The organism is Geodermatophilus sp. SYSU D00708 (assembly GCF_054050115.1).
The window spans coordinates 1-18,898 of record NZ_JBJGYS010000038.1 but is presented as its reverse complement, the minus strand read 5'-3'; the positions used below and the strand labels follow the sequence as shown (position 1 = coordinate 18,898).

14 protein-coding genes are annotated in these 18,898 nt (G+C 75.9%); 5 read left to right on the top strand and 9 right to left on the bottom strand.

What is annotated here, in order from left to right:
• The first annotated feature begins 100 nt into the window (after positions 1-100).
• Entirely contained in the window at positions 101-1,873 is a 1,773-nt protein-coding gene (locus tag ACI79D_RS22440) for a SpoIIE family protein phosphatase (protein ID WP_456920727.1), read from the top strand.
• 25 nt (positions 1,874-1,898) lie between these two features.
• On the opposite strand, the gene ACI79D_RS22435 is transcribed toward ACI79D_RS22440, so the two are convergent.
• The 5 genes from ACI79D_RS22435 to ACI79D_RS22415 form a co-directional block, all read right to left on the bottom strand.
• Complete coding sequence (locus ACI79D_RS22435; RefSeq protein WP_456920726.1) at positions 1,899-2,813, bottom strand: alpha/beta fold hydrolase; 915 nt, start codon at positions 2,811-2,813, stop codon at positions 1,899-1,901.
• 79 nt (positions 2,814-2,892) lie between these two features.
• Positions 2,893-3,642, bottom strand: a complete 750-nt coding sequence (locus ACI79D_RS22430; protein ID WP_456920725.1) for a ZIP family metal transporter — start codon at positions 3,640-3,642, stop codon at positions 2,893-2,895.
• 92 nt (positions 3,643-3,734) lie between these two features.
• A complete protein-coding gene (locus ACI79D_RS22425) occupies positions 3,735-4,418 on the bottom strand; it encodes a hypothetical protein (RefSeq protein ID WP_456920724.1) in 684 nt (227 codons plus the stop codon).
• Positions 4,419-4,578: 160 nt separating this feature from the next.
• A complete protein-coding gene (locus ACI79D_RS22420; RefSeq protein ID WP_456920723.1) occupies positions 4,579-5,763 on the bottom strand; it encodes an AAA family ATPase in 1,185 nt (394 codons plus the stop codon).
• 54 nt (positions 5,764-5,817) lie between these two features.
• Positions 5,818-6,786, bottom strand: a complete 969-nt coding sequence (locus ACI79D_RS22415) for a chemotaxis protein CheB (protein WP_456920722.1) — start codon at positions 6,784-6,786, stop codon at positions 5,818-5,820.
• 232 nt (positions 6,787-7,018) lie between these two features.
• On the opposite strand from ACI79D_RS22415, the gene ACI79D_RS22410 reads away from it, so the two are divergent.
• Together ACI79D_RS22410 and ACI79D_RS22405 are read left to right on the top strand one after the other, a co-directional pair.
• Complete coding sequence (locus ACI79D_RS22410) at positions 7,019-7,387, top strand: phage holin family protein (RefSeq protein WP_456920721.1); 369 nt, start codon at positions 7,019-7,021, stop codon at positions 7,385-7,387.
• A 55-nt stretch (positions 7,388-7,442) separates the two neighbouring features.
• Complete coding sequence (locus ACI79D_RS22405) at positions 7,443-12,371, top strand: NAD-glutamate dehydrogenase (protein ID WP_456920720.1); 4,929 nt, start codon at positions 7,443-7,445, stop codon at positions 12,369-12,371.
• An 87-nt stretch (positions 12,372-12,458) separates the two neighbouring features.
• Here ACI79D_RS22405 and ACI79D_RS22400 read toward each other — a convergent pair whose 3' ends face one another.
• From ACI79D_RS22400 to yaaA, 4 genes are all read right to left on the bottom strand, one after another.
• Positions 12,459-12,974: a signal peptidase II gene (locus ACI79D_RS22400; protein ID WP_456920719.1), complete on the bottom strand. Its 516-nt coding sequence runs from the start codon at positions 12,972-12,974 to the stop codon at positions 12,459-12,461.
• The gene (locus tag ACI79D_RS22395) at positions 12,971-14,392 is read right to left on the bottom strand and encodes an amidase (RefSeq protein ID WP_456920718.1); all 1,422 of its coding nucleotides are present in this window, start codon (positions 14,390-14,392) and stop codon (positions 12,971-12,973) included. The genes ACI79D_RS22400 and ACI79D_RS22395 overlap by 4 nt, the downstream gene beginning before the upstream one ends.
• Before the next feature lie 9 nt (positions 14,393-14,401).
• Positions 14,402-16,975 (bottom strand): SpoIIE family protein phosphatase, encoded by a 2,574-nt coding sequence (locus ACI79D_RS22390; protein WP_456920717.1) that lies wholly within the window; start codon positions 16,973-16,975, stop codon positions 14,402-14,404.
• A gap of 177 nt (positions 16,976-17,152) precedes the next feature.
• The gene (gene yaaA / locus ACI79D_RS22385) at positions 17,153-17,911 is read right to left on the bottom strand and encodes a peroxide stress protein YaaA (RefSeq protein ID WP_456920716.1); all 759 of its coding nucleotides are present in this window, start codon (positions 17,909-17,911) and stop codon (positions 17,153-17,155) included.
• Between the two features lie 15 nt (positions 17,912-17,926).
• Between yaaA and ACI79D_RS22380 the strand changes: the two genes are divergently transcribed.
• On the top strand, positions 17,927-18,328 hold the full coding sequence (locus tag ACI79D_RS22380) for an alcohol dehydrogenase catalytic domain-containing protein (protein ID WP_456920715.1): 402 nt from the start codon (positions 17,927-17,929) through the stop codon (positions 18,326-18,328).
• Between the two features lie 30 nt (positions 18,329-18,358).
• A complete protein-coding gene (locus ACI79D_RS22375) occupies positions 18,359-18,682 on the top strand; it encodes a zinc-binding dehydrogenase (protein WP_456920714.1) in 324 nt (107 codons plus the stop codon).
• Positions 18,683-18,898: the final 216 nt, after the last annotated feature.

Sequence of the window (18,898 nt, the reverse complement as noted above, 5' to 3'; positions counted from 1 at the left end):
GGTCGCTGCCAAGGAGGCCCGTCGCGGCGGCGTACCCCGATGGGGCACGCCCGCGCCCGGCCTGCCGGGGACCGGATCGCGATGAGGCAGAGTGGGTCCCATGACCAGGGAGAACGCGGCTCCGCCGCCCCCCGACCTGCTGACGCAGGCGGTGGAGGGCATGGACCGGCCGCTGTTGGTCCTGGACGAGGAGTGGCGGTTCCGGTACGTGAACCCCGCGGGGGCCCGGGCGCTGGACCGGACCGTCGGCGAGCTGGTCGGCCGGGACATCTGGACGGTGTTCCCGGAGGCCGTCGGCGGCTCCTTCGAGCAGCTGTACCGGCGGGTGCGCGCGACGGGGGAGTCGGGCACCACGGAGGCCTGGTTCGACCCGCTGGGGAAGTGGTTCCGCGCCGACGCGTTCCTCACCGACGCCGGCCTGGTCGTCTCCTACGACGACGTCACCGAGCGGCGGCGCACCGAGGACGAGCGGGCCGCCGCGGTCGCCGCGCGGGAGGAGTCGGTGCGCTCGGCCACCGTGGCCGCCGCGGAGGCCGAGGTGGCCGGCCGGCACCTGATCCTGCTGGGCGACGTCAACCTGGCGATGACCTCCACCGTCGACGTCGACGAGGCGGTCGACCGCTTCGCGCACCTCGTCGTCCCGCTGCTGGCCGACTGGTGCCTGGTCAGCGTGATCGACCCCGACGGCAACCGCCGCGACGTCGGCCGCGCGCACAGCGACCCGGCGATGGTCGAGGCGATGCACCGCTACGCCGACGCGCGGGTGCGGACCAACGCCCCCAACGCCCCGGTCCCGGTGGCGTTGCGCAGCGCGCGCCCGGTCGTCATCCCGGTGCTCACGGAGGACGACATCGCCGGCATGGTCAGCAGCGCCGAGGCGCGGGCCGCGCTGGCGCCGCTGCGGCCGGCGGCGGTGGCGACGTTCCCGCTGGTCGCCCGCAACGAGATCTTCGGCGCCTTCACCCTGGTCAACGGCCCCGAGCGCGGCCCGCACACCGAGGCCGAGCTGCGGACGGCGGAGATCGCCTCCCGCCGCGCGGCGCTGGCTCTGGACAACGCGCGGCTGTCCGCGGCCAACCAGCAGGTCGCCGAGCGGCTGCAGCGCAGCCTGCTGTCCCCGCCGGTCCAGCCCGACGCCCTGGAGCTGGCCGTCCGCTACCGGCCGGCGACCCGCGGGGTCTCCATCGGCGGCGACTGGTACGACGCGTTCCTGCAGCCGGACGGCGACACGGTGGTCGTCATCGGCGACGTCATGGGCCACGACATCGAGGCAGCCGCGGCCATGGGCCAGGTCAAGACCCTGGTCCGGGCGATCGCGTTCGACCGGCTGGAGGAGCCGGCCGGCGTCATGCGCCGGGTCGACCACGCCCTCGTCGGCCTGGCCGTGCCCACGATGGCCACCGCCCTCGTCTGCCGCGTCGAGCAGACCCCCGCCGAGCGGGAGCAGGGCCTGCGCCGCGCGCGCTGGTCCACCGCCGGTCACCCCGAGCCGATGCTCCTCTTCCCCGACGGCGCGGTCGCCGACCTCTCCACGCCGGTCGGGCCGCCGCTGGGCATCGGCTGGCGGGGGGCGCGCGTCGACGGCACCGCGACCGTCCCGGAGGGCGCCACCCTGCTGCTGTTCACCGACGGGCTCTTCGAGCGCCGCGGCGTGCCGCTCGACGAGGGCCGCGACCAGTTGCGCCGGCTGCTGGCCGGCTCGGCGGGGGAGCCCCTCGACGACCTCTGCGACCGGCTGCTGGCGGGGATGCTCAGCGACGGCGCCGAGGACGACGTGGCGCTGCTCGCCGTCCGTGCCCACCCGTCCTCGTGGGAGAGGCCCCTGGACGCCGCAGCCGAGCGGGGTCAGCCGATGGCCGCCCACCGCGCGTGACCTCCCGCGGTCCGGCCGCCCGGGCTCAGTCCCGGGCGGCGGCCGCCCGGACGGCGTCCGCGATCGCCGCCACGCCCTCGGGGGACCAGACGATCGAGTAGTGGTTGGTGCCGGGCACCTCCCGCGCGGTGATCCCGGACGGCGCCAGCCCGAGGCCGGCCAGCCGCGTCTCGTCGTAGAGGCCGGGGGTCTGGTCCATCAGGCCGCGCGTCGCCCACAGCAGCGTGGCCGGCACGGGCAGGTCGGCGGTGGCCTCGAGCACCCGCTCGTTGAGCAGCACGTCGCCGCCGTCCACCCGGATCGCCTCCGGCACGCACCCGCTGCGCAGCGCGGGCGGCTCGCCCTGCAGGTCGCGGGTCAGGTACGCGGCCACCGCCGGGTCGTCGACCCACGGCCCGACCGCGGGGTGCTGCGCCCAGAAGGCCCGCACCGCCGCGAGGTCCGGGAAGGTCATCGACAACCGCTGCAGGGACGGCCCGAGGACGGCGGCCATCATCGCGTCGACGTCGGCTCCCGGGGGCAGGGGCAAGGCCAGCCCGCCGTCCACCAGGACCAGGCCGTGCACGCGGTCGCGGGCCTGCCCCGCCGCCGCCAGCGCCGCGACGAACGCGCCCATGGAGTGCCCGACCAGCACGGTGGCCTCCGCGCCGGCCTCGGCGTCGGCACCGAAGCCGTCCAGCAGCGCGGTGAGGTCGTCGGCGTGCGCGTCGAGGCCGTACGGGCCCGGCAGCCCGGCCGACCCGGCCCGGCCGCGCAGGTCCGGCGCGAGGACCTCGAACTCGCCGGCCAGCGCGTCGGCGACCCGCGCCCAGGCCATGGCGTTGGCGGTGATGCCGTGCACGAGCACGGCCAGGGGCGCGCCGGGGGCGTCGGCCGGCCAGCGCAGGGCGGTCAGCTCCCCGCCGGCCACGGGGACGGCGATCTCCTGCGGTTCTCTCACGCTGCCACCCTGCCCGGCCCGGGCCGAGGCCGCAGGGCAGGCGGTCCCACCGGCCGCACGGTGGGCTGCGCGGTCGTCGTCAGGCGACCTCGATCGCGAAGGCGACCAGGAAGCCCAGCGTCGTGATCACACCGGTCCAGGTGCGGGTGCGCTCGAACGCCTCCGGGATCATCGTGTCGGCGATCATGGTCAGGATCGCCCCGGCGGCCACGGCGGTGATGACCGCGATCGCCTCGGGCGGCGCCCCGCCCAGCGCGGCGTAGCCGACCAGCGCCGCGAGGCCGCTGGCGACCGCGATCCCGCCCCACACGCTGAACACGTAGCGCGCGGAGCGGCCGTTGGCCTTCATCCCGGCGGCCGAGGACAGCCCCTCGGGCACGTTGGAGATGAACACCGCGGCCAGCACCGAGGCGCTCACCGACCCGCCGCCCAGCAGCCCGAGCCCGAGGACGACGGACTCCGGGACGCCGTCGAGCAGCGCCCCGATCGCGATCGCGGCCCCGCTGCCGGACTGCTCGTCCTCCGAGGGCTGCTGGGTCCCCGACCGCTTGCGGTGCCGGGCGCCGCGCCGGGCCAGCGCCTCGTTGGCCGCCAGGTAGGCCAGCGCGCCACCGACGAACCCGACCGCCGTGGCCGGCAGCCCGCCGGTCTCGGCTGCCTCGGCCATGAGGTCGAAGGCGACGGCGGAGATCAGCACACCGGACCCGAAGGCCATGACCGAGGCGATGACCGTCTGCGGCACCCGCACGAACCAGGCGACCAGCGCGCCGAGCACCAGCGCCCCGCCGCCCAGCAGGCCCCAGAGCCCGGCTTCCAGCCACGTCGGCACGCCCGTCCCCGTTCCTCGGCCCCCTGGTCAGGGGACGCCGGGGACGGGCCTGCCCACGGAGCCGATCGGCCAACCGCGCCGGCCCCGCCCGATCAGGTGTGCGGCGGTCCTCGCCGGTCGGCTCCGGCCGGTGCCCCCGTCACCCGGTCGGGATACGTGGCGGTGAACCGCACCATGCCCCAGATCACCGCGATCGGCAGGACCCAGTCGAGCAGCAGCTCGGCGAGGTGGCTGCCGGGGCCGCCCGTCGCGTCGAGGCCCAGCGCGGTGACCAGGGCGGAGGCCGCGCCCATCGCCGCGATCGCCACCGCCCACGCGGCGCTGAGCACCCGGTTGATCTTCGTGAAGGCCGGGGAGTCCCAGTACTCACGGGGCGTGCTCTGGCGGGCGTACTCCGCGGTGAACGGCAGCACCGGCACGGTCAGCAGCAGGTACAGGCCCAGCGTCACGCCGACCAGCGGCCTGCCCCACTCGTACAGCCACCGGTCGACAACGGGGCCCCCGGCGAACCCCACCACGGCGATGACCCCGAACAGGACCAGCGAGCCGATGTCGAGGATGCGCGGCCCGTGCCGGCGCTGGGCCCGCACCAGGGCGATGCCCGCGATGGCGGCGGCCACCAGCGCGGCCCAGGCCACGCCGTCGGAGGCGAGCCGCTGGGCGACGAAGGCGAAGACGATCCACGGCAGGAAGCCGACGGCCAGGCCGGCGAGCCCCAGCCCGGGCGGCGTGGACCGGGTCGGGTGTGCCGGTGCGGGCGCGGGGGTGGCGGTCATGAGGACCCCGATCGGGACGAGGGTCCGTCCATGCTCGACCGGCGGGCACCGGATGGGCCAGGGCCCTTGGACCGGTCCTCCCCGTGTGCGCTCACCGCGGTTCCCGGGGTCCCGGGACGACGGCACGTGCACACACCGTGCCGACCTGTGGCGCCGGGCCTCAGTCGGGGTGACTGAGCAGGTAGCGGCCGAAGTGCGGCACGGTGAACGCGATCTGCCCGCGCTCGGCCGAGTAGACCAGACCCTTCTTGATCAGCGAGTCGCGCGCGGGGGACAGGGACGCCGGCTTGCGGCCCAGCGACACCGCGACCTCCGACGTCGCCACCGCGGCCCCGTTCGGCCCGCCCAGCTCGGCCATCGCGTGCATGTACTCCCGCTCGGCGGGCGTGGCGCGGTCGTAGCGGGACCCGAAGAACCCGACCGCCAGCTCGGCCTCGGCGACCGGCGCGGCCATCGCGACGTCCGCCGCGGTGATCGGTGAGGCGGCCGCGACGTCCCACGTGACCTTCCCGTAGGCCTGCACGAAGTACGGGTAGCCGTCGGCGGCCGCGTACAGCGCGTCGAGCGCCTCCGCCTCGAAGGTGACCTCCTCCCGCTCGGCCGGGGCGAGCAGCGCCCGGTCGGCGGCGGCCCGGTCGAGCCGGTCGATGCGCAGGTAGCGGAACAGCCGCTCGGAGTAGCTCTTCGACGCCGACAGCACCGCCGGCAGGTGGGGGAGGCCCGCACCGACGACGATCAGCGGCGCGCCCTGCTGCGACAGCTCGTGGCAGGCGGCGCAGATCGCCGAGACGTCGGGGGCCTGGACGTCCTGCATCTCGTCGATGAACAGCGCGACGCCCTTGCCGACGTCGGCGGCGAGCCCCGCGGCGTCGCTGAGCAGCTCGACCAGGTCGATCTCCATGTCCCCGGAGTCGGCCCGCCCGTTGGCCGCGGGGACGTCGATGCCCGGCTGCCAGCGGTCGCGCACCTTGGCGTCCGCCGACTGCCGCTGCGCGAAGGCCTTGAGCACGCCCAGGACGGCGTCCATCGACTCCTGGTCGGGGTGGCGCAGCTCGCGCAGCGCCATGTGCAGCGCGGAGGACACCGGCCGGCGCAGCGACTGGTCCGGGCGCGCCTCGATCTTGCCGGTGCCCCAGCCGCGGCTGATCGCCGCCGACCGCAGCTGGTTGAGCAGCACCGTCTTGCCCACGCCGCGCAGCCCGGTCAGCACCAGGGACCGCTCCGGGCGGCCGTGCGCGATCCGCTCGAGGACGACGTCGAAGGCCGACAGCTCGGTGTCGCGACCGGCGAGCTCCGGCGGGCGCTGACCGGCGCCGGGCGCGTACGGGTTCCGGACGGGGTCCATGTCGAGCACCGTATGGCGTCGTCTAGCCCTCGCCGTAGACGTCGGTAGAAGCGGCTAGGGCGTGTCGCCGTCGGGGTCCTCGACCGCCAGGGCCTGGATCCGCTCCGCCCGGCGCTCGGCCAGCTCGGCGGCCCGGAGGTTCTCCTCCCGGCTGCCGGCCTCCCCGGTGTCGAGCTCGGCCAGCCGCCGGTGCACCGCGGCCATCTCCAGCAGCTTCGAGGCGGCGTTGTAGATGGCGCCCTCCACGGCCTGCCGTTGGGCGTCCAGGAGCGTCTGCGCGCTCCAGGTGTGCCCGACGTGGCAGGTGTAGCTCGCCGTGCTGTCCGGGACCGTCTCGTACATGCCGCCCTGGCACTCGGGGCAGCCCACGGCCGCGGGCGTGCCCAGGTCGGTGACCGCGGTCGGTCCGCCCTCCATGGACCTGCTCCTCTCTCGGGTGGTGGCCGGCGCGGAGGAAGGGAAGGGCCCGCACACGACGTCGGTGACAGCGGCTCCGAGCGCGGCGGCGGCGAGCGACCGGGCCCGGCGGACGGTCGTCAGCGCGGCCCGCGGCATCGCCGAGACCCGGGCCTCGGCCGGGTCCTGGACGAGGACGGTGCCGTCCTGGGCGGCCACGCTCGCCGCGCCCACGGCGCCGTCGTCCAGCGCGCCGGAGAGGACGACGGCCACGACACCGGGGCCGTAGGACTGTGCGGCGGTGCGGAACAGCGGGTCCACGGCCGGCCGCTGCCGGTTCACCCGGGGTCCGCGCGACAGCCGCACCCGGGAGTCGCGGACCAGCAGGTGCCGGTCCGGGGGTGCCACGAGCACCGTCCCCGGGGCCAGCGCGTCCCCGTCCACGGCGTGGCGCGCGGGCAGCGGCCCCCAGTGGGACACCAGCCGGGGCAGGCGGCTGTCGGCGGAGGGTGGCAGGTGCACCACCACGAGGACGGCGGCGGGGAGGTCCGGGGGCAGCGCCGCGACCAGCTCCTGCAGCGGGCCCAGGCCACCGGCGGATGCGCCGACCACCACCAGTCGGTCCATCGCTGCCCACCTCTCCGGTCCCCGCGAGGAGGAGTGTGCCCGCAGGAGCCCGATCGATGCGTGCGACGGTCAGCGATCAGCAGCGGCCGGCCGGGACCCGCCCCGCCGTCGACCGCTCGACCGCAGCCTGCCCCTGTCGATCGCCGTCTGGCCCTGTCTAGGCGACGTGCTAGAGACTCGTAGAGGGCCCGACACGGCCGGATCGTGATCACCCGCCGCTAGCGTGGGCGGCGTGCTGAGGTTCCTCGTCAAGGTCGTCATCATGGCCGCCGTCTTCTACGGCGTCGCCTACCTGCTGGACGGCATCGAGGTGATCCCCAACCCGAACGGTCCGCTCGGGGAGCCCGGCACCTACCTGTGGATCGCCCTGATCTTCGCCGTCGTCAACGCGATCGTCGGGCCGATCCTGCGGCTGCTGTCCCTGCCGTTCGTGCTGCTGACCCTGGGTCTGTTCCTGCTGGTGATCAACGCGGCCCTGCTCGGCATCACCGCGGCGATCACCGACCGCCTGCAGGTCAACGGGTTCGGCAGCGCGATCGTCGGCGGGCTGCTGCTGGCCATCGGGGGCTGGGTGGCCGACCAGTTGACCGAGAAGCGCTGAACTCGCCTCGCGTCGTCGTGACCGGGCGCACACCCTCGGGATAGCGTCAACCGTCATGGCCAGCACCATCGGCACCGCCCCGGCGACCCCGGGAGCGGGCCCCGCGGCCGGCGCGTCACCCGCAGCCGCCCCCAGCGAACTGGCCGCCCTCGAGGCGGCCCGGCAGGAGAAGTCCCGGCTCCTGGAGCGGGCGGCGCGCGGCGCCCTCGACTCCCGGTCGGGGCTACCACCCGGCTGCGGCGCCGACGACGTCCCGGCGCTGCTCCAGCGCTACTACTGGAACGAGCCGGCCGCCGAGGTGCTCGACCACGACCCGGCCGACCTCGCCGCCCTGGCGCTGGCCCACCTGCGCCTGGCGGAGGTCCGCCCGCAGGGTTCGGCGACCGTCGACGTCCAGCGGCTGCCCGACCGCCCCGGCGCCCGGCCCCGTTCGGTGGTGCTGGTCGTCACCGACGACATGCCCTTCCTCGTCGACTCGGTCACCGCCGAGGTGATCCGGCAGGGCTTCCGGCTCGAGCACGTCGTCCACCCGGTGGTGGTGGTCCGCCGCGACCTCACCGGCCGGATCCGGGCCTTCTGCGACAGCGGGGACGCCGCGGCCTGCGGGTCCGACGCGCTGGCCGAGTCGTGGATGGCCGTGGTCCTCGACGGGCCGCTGGACGAGGAGGCCACGGCCGACCTGGTCGCCGGGCTGCGCACCGTGCTGGCCGACGTCCGCGCCGTGGACGAGGACGTCGGCCGCATGCGCGCCCGCGCCCTGGAGCTGGCCGAGCGCCTCGACCGGGCGGCTCCGGCGCCCGACGGCGACCCCGCGGCCGACCCGGCCGAGGCGGCGGCGCTGCTGCGCTGGCTGACCGACGGCAACTTCGTCCTGCTCGGCGCCCGGGACGTCGACCTGCTGCGGGTCCCGGAGCGGACGACGGTCCGTGCCGTGCCCGGCAGCGGGCTGGGCGTGCTGCGCAGCGACGTCGAGACGACCTCCGTCCCCGAGGGGACACCCGGCCCCGCCCTGCTCACCGTCGCCAAGGCCGACACCCGCTCGACGGTCCACCGCCGCGCGTGGCTGGACGTGGTCACGGTGACCCTCCCCGCCGAGGACGGCGGTCCCGCGCGGCAGCACCAGCTCGCCGGGCTGTTCCCCACGGCGGTCGCCGCGCACAGCGTCCGTGACGTGCCCCTGGTGCGCCGCCGGGTGGCCGAGGTGCTGACCCGCTCCGGGGTGCCGGCCGACAGCCACACCGGCATGCAGCTGCTCGACGTCCTGGAGACCTACCCCCGCGACGAGCTGTTCCAGGTCGGCGCCGACGAGCTGGTGCCGGTCGCGCTGGCCGTGCTGCACCTGCAGGAGCGCCGGCAGACCCGGCTGTTCCTGCGCCGCGACCCCGGGGGCCGGTTCTGGTCGGCGATCGTCTACCTGCCCCGGGACCGGTACACGACCGAGGTGCGGCTGGCGATCCAGCAGCTGCTGCTGGAGCGGCTGGGCGGCACGAGCATCGAGTACACGGCGTGGATCACCGAGTCGGTGCTGGCGCGGCTGCACTTCGTCGTCCGCCCGCCGGTGGCCCGCAGCGGCCGGCCGGCGCTGCCCGACGTCGACGTGGACGCGCTGCAGGCGGAGCTGGCCGCCGTCGTCCGGAGCTGGACCGACGACCTGGCCGAGGCGCTGCGGGCCCGCTACGGGGAGGACGCCGAGCGGCGGCTGGCCCGCGTCGCCGACGCCTTCCCGGCCGCCTACCACGAGGACTTCCCCGCGTCGGTCGCCGTCGAGGACCTCGAGCGGCTCGACGCGCTGGCCGAGGGCGAGATCGGGCTGGTACTGCGCCGCGGCTCCTCGACCAGCGAGCCGCGGCTGGCCGTCTACCGGGTGGGGCAGCGGCTGCTGCTCTCCGACGTGCTCCCGATGCTGCAGCACATGGGCGTCGACGTGGTCGACGAACGGCCCTACGAGATCGACCGGATCGGCGCGCCGCTGGCCTGGATCTACGACTTCGGGCTCACCGCCCCCGCCGGCGAGCTGCCCTTCCCCGGCTCGCTGCCGGAACGGTTCACCGACGCGCTCTCGGCGGTGTGGCGCGGCGAGGCCGAGGACGACGGCCTGGGCGCCCTGGTGCTGCTGGCCGGGCTCAACTGGCGCCAGGTCTCCGTCGTCCGTGCCTACGTGCAGTGGCTGCGGCAGGCCGGGCTGCCGTTCGGCCAGCGGTACGTGGAGACGACGCTGGCCGCGCACCCGGACGTCGTCGCCCGGCTGGTCGCGCTGTTCGAGACCCGGTTCTCGCCGGGCCGCGACGCCGGCCGCGAGCGCCGCCAGGAGCAGCTGGTCGAGTCGCTGCGCGCGGCCATCGGCGAGGTCGAGTCCCTCGACGCCGACCGCGTGCTCACCGCGCTGCTCGCCGCCGTGACCGCCACCGTCCGGACGACGTACTACGCGGGCGGGCCGCTGGCGATCAAGCTGCACCCGGCCGGGGTGCCCGACCTGCCCGAGCCCCGGCCCGACCGCGAGGTCTGGGTCAGCTCCCCGCGGGTGGCCGGCGTGCACCTGCGCTTCGGCGCGGTGGCCCGCGGCGGGCTGCGCTGGTCCGACCGGCACGAGGACCTCCGCACCGAGGTCCTGGGGCTGGTCAAGGCGCAGATGGTGAAGAACACCGTCATCGTGCCCACCGGCGCCAAGGGCGGCTTCGTGGTGCGCCGGCCCCCGGCGGAGAGCGCCGGCCGCGACGCGCACCTCGCCGAGGGCCAGGCCTGCTACCGGCTGTTCATCGGCGCGCTGCTGTCGCTGACCGACGACCTGGTCGAGGGCCGCGTCGTCCCGCCCGAGCGCGTGGTGCGCCACGACGGCGACGACCCCTACCTGGTGGTCGCCGCCGACAAGGGGACGGCGACCTTCTCCGACCTGGCCAACGCGGTGGCGCTGGAGCGCGGCTTCTGGCTGGGCGACGCCTTCGCCTCGGGCGGCTCGGTCGGCTACGACCACAAGGCCATGGGCATCACCGCCCGCGGCGCGTGGGAGTCGGTCACCCGCCACTTCCGCGAGCTCGACCTCGACGCGCAGCGCCAGGACTTCACCGTCGTGGGCATCGGCGACATGTCCGGCGACGTGTTCGGCAACGGCATGCTGCTCTCGGAGCACATCCGGCTGGTCGCCGCCTTCGACCACCGGCACGTCTTCGTCGACCCCACGCCGGACGCCGCCGCCTCCTTCGCCGAGCGCCGCCGGCTGTTCGACCTGCCGCGCTCGTCGTGGGCCGATTACGACCCGGCGCTGATCAGTCCCGGCGGCGGGGTCTGGCCGCGGACGGCGAAGTCCATCCCGGTGAGCGAGCCGATGCGGACCGCGCTGGGGCTGCCCGCCGACGTCGAGGTGCTCAGCCCGGTCGAACTCGTCCGCGCCGTCCTGACCGCCCCGGTGGACCTGCTGTTCAACGGCGGGATCGGCACCTACGTCAAGGCGTCGACGGAGAGCTCCCTGGACGTGGGGGACAAGGCCAACGACGCCGTCCGGGTCGACGGCCGCGACCTGCGGGTCCGCGTGGTGGGGGAGGGCGGCAACCTCGGCCTCACCCAGCGCGGCCGGGTCGAGTACGCGCTGGCCGGCGGCAGGGTGAACACCGACGCGATCGACAACTCCGCCGGCGTGGACACCTCCGACCACGAGGTCAACATCAAGATCGCCCTGGGCCGGGTGGTCGAGGCCGGGGAGCTGGACGCCGAGGGCCGGGCGGCCCTGCTCGGCGACATGACCGACGAGGTCGCCGCCGCCGTCCTCACCGACAACCACGCGCAGAACGCGATCCTGGCCGTCGAGGTGACCTCCGCGCGCAGCCTGCTCGACGCCCAGCAGCGCTACCTGCGGGCGCTGGAGCGCAGCGGCCGGCTGGTGCGCAGCGTGGAGGCGCTGCCCGACGACCGCCAGCTCGCGGAGCGGCGGCGGGACGGCCAGGCGCTGACCGGTCCGGAGCTGTCGGTGCTGCTCGCCTACGCCAAGCTGCAGACCGGGGACGCCGTCCTGGCCTCGGACCTGCCCGACGACCCGGCCCTGGAGGACCTGCTGGTCGGGTACTTCCCGGCCGAGCTGCGCCGGCGCTACCCGGAGGCGATCACCGGCCACCCGCTGCGGCGGGAGATCGTCGCCACCGCGCTGACCAACCGGGCGGTGAACGTCGCCGGCGTGACCGGCCTGTACCGGCTGGTGGAGGAGACCGGCGTGCCGCTGGCCGGCGTGGTGCGGGCGCACGTGGTGGCCCGCGCGGTCTTCGGCGTCGACCGGCTCTGGGACGCCACCCGGCCGCTGGACAACCGCGTCCCGGCCGAGACGCAGGTGGAGCTGCGCACCGAGGCCACCCGGCTGGCCGAGCGGGCGACCCGGTGGCTGCTGGCCCTCCCGACGCTCGCCACGGACGAGGGCGCGGTGCCCATCGGGGCGGTGACGGAACGGTTCGCCGCGCCCGTGGCCGCGGTGCGGGCGGGGCTGCCGTCGTGGCTGCTGGGCTCGGAGGCAGCGGCCTACGCCGAGCGGGCGGCGCGGCTGGAGGAGGTCGGCGTGCCCGCGGAGCTCGCCGCCGAGGTGGCCGCCGCCCCGCTGCTGCCCGCCGCGCTCGACCTGGCCGTCGTCGCCGAGCGCACCCGCGCCCCGATCGACCTGGCCGGCCGGGTGCAGCAGTGCCTCGCCGAGCGACTGAGCCTCGTGCCGCTGCGCGAGCGGGTCATCGACCTGCCGCGCGACCGCCGCTGGCCGTCGATGGCCCGGGCGGCGCTGCGCGACGACCTGGCCGCGGAGCAGGCCGCGCTGACCGCCGAGGTGCTCGGCGGACGGCGAGCCGACACCGAGCCCGCCGACGACCTGGTGGCCCGCTGGACGGGCGGCTGGGACGGCACCCAGCAGCGAGCCGCGGCCCAGCTGGTGGACATCGCCGCCGGGGACCGCCACGAGCTCGCCGAGCTGCTGGTCGCCGTCCGCACGCTGCGCGGCCTGCGCCGGCGCACCTGAGAGGGGACGCCTGCCCCGATCGCTCGCGAGCTCGCGACGGGGCCGATAGCCGTGTCTGGCCCTCTCTAGCGCTCCGGCTAGAGAGGGCTAGTCGGTCCCAGACGACGGGGTCGGCTCCCGGTCGCCGCGCAGCGAGAGCACCAGCGCCAGCAGGACCCCGCAGAACAGCGCGATGTCGGCGACGTTGCCGACGAACAGCCCCGCGTAGTCGATGAAGTCGACGACGTGGCCGCGGCCGAACGCCGGCGCGCGCAGCAGCCGGTCGCCGAAGTGGGTCGCCGCACCGCCGAGCAGCAGCCCCAGCGCGATGGCCCAGGCCGTCGAGTGCACCCGCCGCGAGTACCAGGCCAGCGCGACCACCGCCACGCCGGACACGATGGTGAACAGCCAGGTGGCGCCGCTGCCGATGGAGAACGCGGCCCCCGGGTTGTAGAGCAGCCGCAGGCCCAGCAGGTCACCGGCCAGGTCGATCCGCCGGCCGTTCCCGAGCGCGGCCACCGCCCACGCCTTGGTCGCCTGGTCCACGACCAGCACGGCGACGGCGACGCCGAGCACCCACCCGTAGCGGTGATGGGGCTCCCGGCTCGCAGGGGCGGGGCTCACAGGGCCGGACGGCGGTCGCCGAACCGAGTGGCCTGCTCGAACGCGTGGCCCACCTCCAGCACGCGGCGGTCGGCCCGCGGTGCGGCCACCACCTGCAGCCCGACCGGCAGGCCGTCGTCGGTGAACCCGCCGGGCACCGAGAGCGCCGGGCAGCCGGTCGGGGTGATGAGCGTGCAGGCGCGCATCCACTCCAGGTAGTTCTCGAGCGGCCGGCCGGCGATCTCGGTCGGGTACTCCTGCTCGACCGGGAAGGGCAGCACCTGCGTCGTGGGTGCCAGCAGGACGTCGTAGCGGTCGAAGAACCCGACGGTCCGCTCGTACAGCGCGGTGTGCGCGGTCTCGGCGCGGGCGAGGTCGGAGCCGGAGAGCTTCGCGCCCATCTCGGCGTTCCAGCGGATCGACTCCTTCACCTGGTCCGGGTGCTGCCGGGCGAGGTCGGAGTAGGCGGCGTCGAACAGCCAGGCGCGCAGCGTGCCGAAGACGTCGTCGGCGCCGGACAGGTCGGGGCAGTCGGCCTCGACGGTCGCGCCGAGGTCCTCGAAGACCCGCACCGACCCCTCCAGCACCGCGGTGATGGCCGGGTCGACCCGCACCCGGCCGCCGAGGTCGGGCGCCCAGGCCACCCGCAGCCCGTCGAGGCGCTCGGGGAGCGCAGCGGCGAACGGCGCGCCGGGGTCGTCCAGGGCGATCGGCACCCGGCGGTCCGGACCGGCGATCGCGGAGAGGACCAGCGCGACGTCGGCGACGGTGCGGCCCATCGGCCCCTGCACCGACAGCTGCGACCAGCCGATCGACGTCGGCCAGACCGGCACCCGGCCCGGCGTCGGCCGCAGCCCGACGACGTTGCAGAACGCCGCCGGGTTGCGCAGCGAGCCGCCCATGTCGCTGCCCTCGGCGACCGGCACGAAGCCGGCGGCCAGCGCGGCGGCCGCCCCGCCGCTCGAGCCGCCCGCGGACAGGCCGTGCCGGTACGGGTTGTGGGTCACCCCGAACAGCGTGTTGAACGTGTGCGAGCCGGCGGCGAACTCCGGGGTGTTGGTCTTGCCCAGCCGCACCGTGCCGGCCGCCCGCAGCCGGGCGACGACCAGCTCGTCCTGCTCGGGGACGGTGTCGCGGTGCAGCGGTGACCCCCAGGTCGTGCGCATGCCGGCGGTGGCGTGGGTGTCCTTGTGCGCCACGGGCAGGCCGTGCAGCGGGCCGACCTCCTCGCCGGCGGCCAGGGCGGCGTCCGCGGCGTCGGCGGCCGCACGGGCGCCCTCGGCGTCCAGGGTGACGACGGCGTTCACCTGTGGGTCGAGCCGCTCGATCCGGTCCAGGCAGGCGTCGGTCAGCTCGCGCGCCGACAGCTGACGGGAGCGGATCAGCGCGGCCAGCTCCGTCGCGGGGCGCAGGCACAGCTCGTCGGTGGAGGTCGTCACACCGGAAGGCTAGGTGGCAGGCTCCTCGGGGACGACGTCCGGCACCACGTTGGGCCCGGCCTCCGGCGGCCGCGGGCGGTCCTGCGGGTGCAGCCGGACGGCGACCAGCGCGACGTCGTCCTCCGGGCGGCCGTCGACCAGCCGCTCGATCACGTCGTCGAGCAGCTGCTCCAGCGGCCGGTCGGCCAGCTCGGTCAGCGCCTCCCGCAGGCGCACCATGCCGGCGTCGAGGTCGGCGTCGCGCCGCTCCACCAGGCCGTCGGTGAACAGCAGCACCGTCGAGCCCCGGTCGAGCGTCACCACCGACTCCTGCCGGCGCGACCCGGGGTCCACGCCGAGCAGCAGGTCGCCCTTCCACGCGGCCAGCTCGGCCACCGTGCCGTCGGGGTTGATGACCAGCGGCGGCAGGTGTCCGGCGTTGGCCCAGCGCATGCGGGTGACGCCGCGGGCCCGCTCGTCGTCGGTCTGCTCGAAGCGGGCGACGGCGGCGGTGGCCAGCACCCGCGTCTGCAGCACGGCCATCGACGCGTCCAGCCCGCGCAGCACCTCCACCGGCGCGGCGTCGCTGTAGGTCGCGATACCTCGCAGCAGGCCGCGCAGCTGGCCCATCGCCGCGGCCGCCTCCGTGTCGTGCCCGACGACGTCGCCGATGACCAGCATCGTGGCCCCGCCCGGCTGGAGGAACGCGTCGTACCAGTCGCCCCCGACGCGGGCGGCCTCGACGGCCGGCAGGTAGCGGACGGCGATCTGCGCGTGGTCGGGCTCCGGCGGCTCGGTGAGCAGGCTGCGCTGCAACCCCTCGGCGAGCTGCTGCTGCTGGGCGTAGAGGCGCGCGTTGTCCAGGGCGAGTCCGGCCCGGTCGGCGACGTCCTGGGCGACGACGACGTCCTCCGGGGTGGGCGCGTGCCCGTCCGCGTAGAAGAGGGTGAGCAGCCCGACGGTCCGCCCGCGGGCGCGCAGGGGGAGGGCGATCTCGGTGGACGGCGCCAGGACGGCGAGCAGGTCCTTGGCCCGGCCCGGCGGGAGCACGTCGAGGACGTCGTCGCCGGCGAAGGTGACCGCCTCACCGGTGTGCAGCGCGCGGGCGACCGGTGCGGTCACCGGCATGACCTCCATGCGCACCTCGGCGTACCGCTCGAGGACCGGTCGGCTGGCCGGGTCGACGTGCCAGCTGCCCACGTCGCGGGGCCGGCCGTCGGGCTGGATGACGGTGAGCACGCAGAAGTCGCTCAGGGCCGGGACGACCAGGCGCGGGAGGCGAGCGGTCGCGGCCTCGACGTCCAGGGTGCCGGCGAGCTCGGCGCTGGCCTGCGCGAGCAGGGCCAGCCGCTGGGCGGACCGCTCGGCGCGCTCGCGGATCCGGCGCCGCTCGGTGACCTCGGTGAAGTAGACCGACAACCCCTCGGGCGTCGGCCAGGCGCGCAGCTCGTACCAGCCGTCCAGCGGCGGGGGGTAGTAGGCGTCGAAGTTGACCGGCTTCCCGGTGCGGACGGCGCTGCGGTAGCTCTCCTCGAAGATGCTCGAGACGGCCGCGGGGAAGGCCTCCCACAGCACGTGGCCGAGCAGCTCCGCACGGGAGCGGCCCAGCAGCCGCTCGGCCTCGGCGTTCACGTGGGTGAACCGCCAGTGGTGGTCCAGGGAGTAGAAGCCGGCCGGCATCGCCTCGAGCACGCGGGCCACGCGGGCCTGTGCGCTGCGGTCCTCGGTCGTGTCGGAGGCGGCGCCCAGCAGCCGGACGGCGGCCCCGTCCGGCCCGGCCAGTGCGCGGCCCCGGGCCTGCACCCAGCGGGTGTCGCCGTCCGGGCGCACCACGCGGTACTCGGCCTCGAAGTCGCCGACGGTCTCGATCGACGCCTGCAGGGCCTTGGTCACCCGGGGCAGGTCGTCAGGGTGCAGGCGGCGGTTGAAGGCCTCGATCGTGCCGTCGAACTCCGCGGCCGTGTAGCCGAAGGTCGACATCAGCGGCTCGTCCCAGACCAGCTCGCCGCTGCGGAGGTCCCAGTCGAAGGTGGCGACCCGGCCGGCGTCCATCGCCAGGATCCAGCGCACCCGCTGGCGCTCGTGCTCCCCGGCGAGCGCGGTGTACTCGAGCTCGGTGAGCACGGCGGCGGCGAGCTGGGCCAGCGTGGCGACGTCGCTGTCGGACCACGCGCGCGGCTCGTCGGCGAAGACGCAGAGGGTGCCGACGGCCAGCCCCGTCTCGTCGACGAGCGGGACGCCGAGGTAGGAGCCGACGATCCCCGAGGTGACCGGGTCGAGGTCGCGGACCCGCGCGTCGGCGCGGGCGTCGGGGATGACCAGCGGGGCGCGCAGCGCGGCGGCGAGGGCGCACGGCGACTGGTCCAGCGGCGACTCGTGGCCGCGCCCGCCCGGCGGGATCCCGGCGATGCCGGCGACGGTGTGCGCGTCGTCGAGGATGGAGATCTGCGCCGATGGCGCGCCGAGCAGCCGGGTGGCGAGCTCCACGAGCCGGTCCAGGGCCGCGGAGCCGCCGTCGGAGACGCGCAACCGACGCGCGGCGCGGACCCGGGTGGGGTCGCTCCGCAGGAGGAGCGCCGCTCGGGCAGCCTCCAGCCTGCTCACGGCGTCGTCCCGCCGCGGGGATGCCTCCACCGAAACCCTTCCGCCCGGCCGGGGCCAGGGTGCTGCTCGCGCCCACCCGCTTCTCGAGCCTCGCGCGCTTCGACGTTATGCCATGGTACGGCGATCCGGGGCAACAATCTGACGCAGATCACTGTGACAAGCACGGAGTGTGACCGCTCAGCGGGGAACGTGCTCCGCGGGGACGACCAAGGTCAGCGCCGTCCCGCCGTCGTGTTCCACGTGCAACCCCGCCCGGCGCAGCAGCGCGCGCAGCCGGACGACGTCCGTGGGCTCGGCCGTGGTCGTGGCCAGCAGCCGGGCGACCCGGCCCTTGTGCGCCTTGTTGAAGTGGCTGACGACCGCGCGGGTGCCGTCGGGCCGCTCGCTGAGCACGTCCACGGTGACCGCGCCCGGGACCGGCGCGAGCGCGGCGTAGGACCCGCTGCGCAGGTCGACGACGAGCTCCCCGGCCGCGGCCAGCACCGGGCCCAGAGCGGGCTTCCACAGCGCGCGCAGGGTGGGCAGCCCCGGGAGCGACGAGCCGGCCGACAGGCGGTACGCGGGGATCGCGTCGGAGCCGCGGACCAGTCCGAACAGCGCCGAGCCCACCGCCAGCCGCCGGTCGGCGCGCGAGCGCTGGGCCCGGGTCAGCGTCCGGACGTCGAGGGCGTCGTAGAGCACCCCGGTGTAGCGCTCGAGCGCCGGCATGGTCGGGCTGGTGAACAGCGCGGCGTTGCGCGCGATCTCGTCGTCCTGCTTGGCGGACAGCCCGAGCGCGGCGCGGCACGCCGGGACGTCGACGGCGAGCTTCACCAGGGCCTCGGCCAGCTCGACGCGGACCGCGGTGAGCTCGGGGGTCGAGAGGCCGGCCAGGTCGAGCGGGCCGCCGTCCCCGCCGGGGGCCTTCGTCTCCGACGGGGGGAGGAGCACGAGCACGAGTGGTCACGGTACGTGGGGGCGGGCCGGACCGGCGGACGGCGTGGGCAGTTCGGGCCCCGGCACGGTGATCCGGTCGAGGCTCGGCGGATCGCGACACCTCCGACCCGGCACGAGATCACCGGGAAGATCGTCGACAAGGGGCCGGGCGTCGAGTTCCTCGAGGTCGGCGACCTGGTGAGCGTGCCGTTCAACATCGCCTGCGGGCGCTGTCGCAACTGCAAGGAGGGCAAGACCGGGATCTGCCTGGACGTCAACCCCGACCGGCCCGGCTCGGCGTACGGCTACGTCGACATGGGCGGCTGGGCGGGCGGTCAGGCCGAGTACGTGCTGATGCCCTACGCGGACTGGAACTGCCTGAGGTTCCCCGACCGCGACCAGGCGCTGGAGAAGATCCGCGACCTGACGATGCTCTAGGACACCTTCCCGACCGGTTACCACGGCTGCGTGACCGCCGGGGTGGGCATCGGGTCGACGGTCTACATCGCCGGCGCGGGGCCGGTGGGCCTGGCGGCCGCCGCCTCGGCGCAACTGCTCGGTGCCGCCGTCGTCATCGTCGGCGACCTCAACCCCGACCGGCTGGCCCAGGCCCGCAGCTTCGGCTGCGAGACCGTCGACGTCTCCCAGGGCGACCCCAAGGACCAGATCGAGCAGATCCTCGGCGTCCCGGAGGTCGACTGCGGCGTCGACGCGGTCGGCTTCGAGGCCCGCGGCCACGGGGCGGCGCGGGAGTACATCCTCAACCCCGACAACCTGATCCCCGCAGCCTGACAGAAGGACCCGGGAGTTACTACGGCCCCCTGCACGGGGGGGGGGGGGGGGGGGGGGGGGGGGGGGGGGGGGGGGGGGGGGGGGGGGGGGGGGGGCGCCGGGGGGGGGGGGGGGGGGGGGGGGGGGGGGGGGGGGGGGGGGGGGGGGGGGGGGGGGGGGGGCGGGCCGGGGGGGGGGGGGGGCGGGGGGGGGGGGGGCGGGGTGGGGGTGCGGGGG

What these genes read in the sequence shown, in the direction of transcription:
- ACI79D_RS22440 (WP_456920727.1), top strand. Translation starts at nt 101, where the DNA reads ATGACCAGGGAGAACGCGGCTCCGCCGCCCCCCGACCTGCTGACGCAG.
- ACI79D_RS22425 (WP_456920724.1), bottom strand. Translation starts at nt 4,418, where the DNA reads ATGACCGCCACCCCCGCGCCCGCACCGGCACACCCGACCCGGTCCACG.
- ACI79D_RS22420 (WP_456920723.1), bottom strand. Translation starts at nt 5,763, where the DNA reads ATGGACCCCGTCCGGAACCCGTACGCGCCCGGCGCCGGTCAGCGCCCG.
- ACI79D_RS22415 (WP_456920722.1), bottom strand. Translation starts at nt 6,786, where the DNA reads ATGGACCGACTGGTGGTGGTCGGCGCATCCGCCGGTGGCCTGGGCCCG.
- ACI79D_RS22405 (WP_456920720.1), top strand. Translation starts at nt 7,443, where the DNA reads ATGGCCAGCACCATCGGCACCGCCCCGGCGACCCCGGGAGCGGGCCCC.